Source organism: Streptomyces sp. (assembly GCF_050698815.1).
In the GTDB taxonomy this organism is placed as follows: Bacteria; Actinomycetota; Actinomycetes; order Streptomycetales; family Streptomycetaceae; genus Streptomyces.
On record NZ_JBOHCV010000415.1, the window covers coordinates 1 to 2,359 of the forward strand.

The following is a 2,359-nucleotide window of genomic DNA, read 5'->3' on the forward strand; positions in this document are numbered from 1 at the left end:
ACGGGCGCGCAGCCCGTACCCCGCCCGTCGATTCGTGTGCGCACCAGGTCGTTACAGCCCCATCACCTCGGGCCGCGCGGCCAGTTCCACGAACGGCTTGCGCGGGTCGTCGACGAGGCGCCGCCGCTCCAGGTCGAGTACTCCGCCCACCCCGTTGATCTCAGCGGCGATCCCGCCGTCGGAGGTGCTGACGACCTGCTCGACCTCGAAGGTCTTCTTCCCCTCCCGCCACCGGAACGCGCAGCTGACCTCGACCTCGTCGCCGGCCCGCAGCTCCCGCCGGTACTTGATGGTGGTCTCCAGCACCACCGGTCCCACGCCGTGCGCCACCAGGTCCGTCTGCCGGATGCCGGCGGCATCGAGCATCATCCAGCGAGCGTGCTCCGCGTACTGCAGGTAGACGCTCTGGTTCAGATGTCCTTGGACGTCGGTCTCATAGCCGCGGACGGTGACCGCCACGGTGAACAGCTCTGCCATGAAGCCAGTCTGGCCTCAGTCGCCGAGCTGGGCCACCAGCTTTCCGCAGAACGCCTTCAGATCGCCGGGCCTGCGGCTCGTGACCAGGGTGTTCGGGCCGTCATGGCAGACGGAGACCTCCTCGTCGACCCAGTAGGCACCCGCGTTCCGCAGGTCGGTCTGGAGGCTCGGATAGGAGGTGACCGTACGGTCACGCACGACGTCCGCCTCGATCAGCGTCCACGGTGCGTGACAGATCGCCGCGACCGGCCTGCCCGCGTCGAAGAACGTCTCGACCAGCCGTACGGCGTCCTCGTCCTGCCGCAACGCGTCCGGGTTCGCCAGCCCGCCCGGCAGCACCAGCGCTCCGTACTCCTCGGCCGATGCCTCGTCGACGGTCTGGTCCACCGGGAAGGTGTCCCGCTTGTCGAGGTGCCGGTACGCCTGAATCCGGCCCGCCGCCGTGGACACCAGCCGCGGAGTGTGGCCGGCGTCCGCCAGGGCGTTCCACGGCTCCGTCAGCTCGACCTGCTCGACCCCCTTGGGGGCCATGAGAAAGGCGATCCGCATGCTGAGCCACATCCTTCCGCGCCCCCGGCGCGACGCCTCGTCCGGTTTCCGCCCCCCGGGTCCCCGACGCGGCCGCGGTCATGCCCCCGCTGCGGGCCATGGGGCGCGGGGGCTCGTACTCCCAGTGCCAGTCCGTGGTCACCGCGGGAACAGCGCCAGCGCGGAATGCGCCTCGTCGAGGATTCGGCCGATCTCGGCCGCGGCCCGCCGGGCCTGCGACGCATCGCCGGACTCGGCGAGGTCCTCCCAACGCCGGAACTCCACTGCGAGGTCCGGTTGCCGCTCGATATGGACATACACCGCCCACTGGGCGATGAAGCGCCGCAACGGTGCGAGATCGGAGCCGTACCGTGCCTGGTCGGCTGCTTGATCGAGTTCGCGGGTGAAGGCGGGCAAGGTCGCCGGCGCGATCTGTGCCAGGACCTGACGCAGCGCTGCCACCGTGGCGGGTGGCTGAGGCACGAGAGGTTGCCCATCGGCTGCGGTCGTCATAGCTGCTCCCATGGGCGAGATTCTGGTCCCTTCGCTCAGCGTACCGAGCGAGAGTGGCTCGCAGCCGCACGAACGAGTGTCGGGGGCGGACCGCTCTCTCAGACGTCCTCGTCCATGCGGATGGCCCGCCTGAGGCTCTCGTGTGCCTGGTGGGAGCCGCCCTCGTGCTGTTCGAGCAGCACCGCGGCCATGGAGTCGAGTTTCCGCTGGATCGCGTGCTCGGCCCGGCGCTCGGTGTTCTTGAGCAGGGCGAGCAGCAGCAGGTTGACGGCAGCCACGAGATCGCCGACGAACATCATCCAGGCCAGCGGCACACCGGCGAAGTGGACGATGACGAACGCGGCGATCAGGAGCACGCAGAACCCGTAGAAGATCGGTGAACTGGTGACGTTGGAAGCCGTCTCGGCCATGCGCTCGAACCGGCCCCGTCGGTTGCCTCCGCGCTCGGCGGGGTGCTGAAAGGTCATGGGGGCCATCCGTTCTGTTCGTACCCGCTCTCCCGGGCGCCTTACGGTCACCTCGATCCTGCCACCCGACCAGCCAGAACACCCCAGGTGGGGTTACCGGTGCCGAGGGAAGGGAACCGGATGACGCCGGCCATGAGCGGTCGGCCACAGTGTGTTGGAGAGTTCGTCCGGGCCTTGAAACGCCCACCACCGGCGGCGACCATCACCGGTAGCTCGTCCCGCGTCCGTCGGGCAGGGAGCGGCCCTCAAGGTCCCGACTGGGGCGTGGCGTGCGTACGTTCGTTCCGTTCTCTCCGGACTGGTTCTCGTGCCACCTGTAGATGAACCGGTTCGACCGGTGATCGAAGGTTACGTTGACCGGAGGGGCGGGGATG

At 69.0% G+C, this 2,359-nt stretch carries 4 protein-coding genes; all 4 read right to left on the bottom strand.

The window, feature by feature from the left end; translation table 11 throughout:
* Positions 1–51 precede the first annotated feature (51 nt).
* Positions 52–477 carry an acyl-CoA thioesterase gene (locus ACRDP3_RS15095; protein WP_431517451.1) on the bottom strand — a complete coding sequence of 142 codons (426 nt, stop codon included), beginning with the start codon at positions 475–477 and terminating at the stop codon, positions 52–54.
* A 15-nt stretch (positions 478–492) separates the two neighbouring features.
* Positions 493–1,026, bottom strand: a complete 534-nt coding sequence (locus ACRDP3_RS15100) for a type 1 glutamine amidotransferase domain-containing protein (protein ID WP_431517452.1) — start codon at positions 1,024–1,026, stop codon at positions 493–495.
* Between the two features lie 138 nt (positions 1,027–1,164).
* Positions 1,165–1,518: a DUF6247 family protein gene (locus tag ACRDP3_RS15105; protein ID WP_431517453.1), complete on the bottom strand. Its 354-nt coding sequence runs from the start codon at positions 1,516–1,518 to the stop codon at positions 1,165–1,167.
* Between the two features lie 98 nt (positions 1,519–1,616).
* Positions 1,617–1,985, bottom strand: a complete 369-nt coding sequence (locus ACRDP3_RS15110) for a hypothetical protein (protein WP_431517454.1) — start codon at positions 1,983–1,985, stop codon at positions 1,617–1,619.
* Between the last annotated feature and the right edge of the window lie 374 nt (positions 1,986–2,359).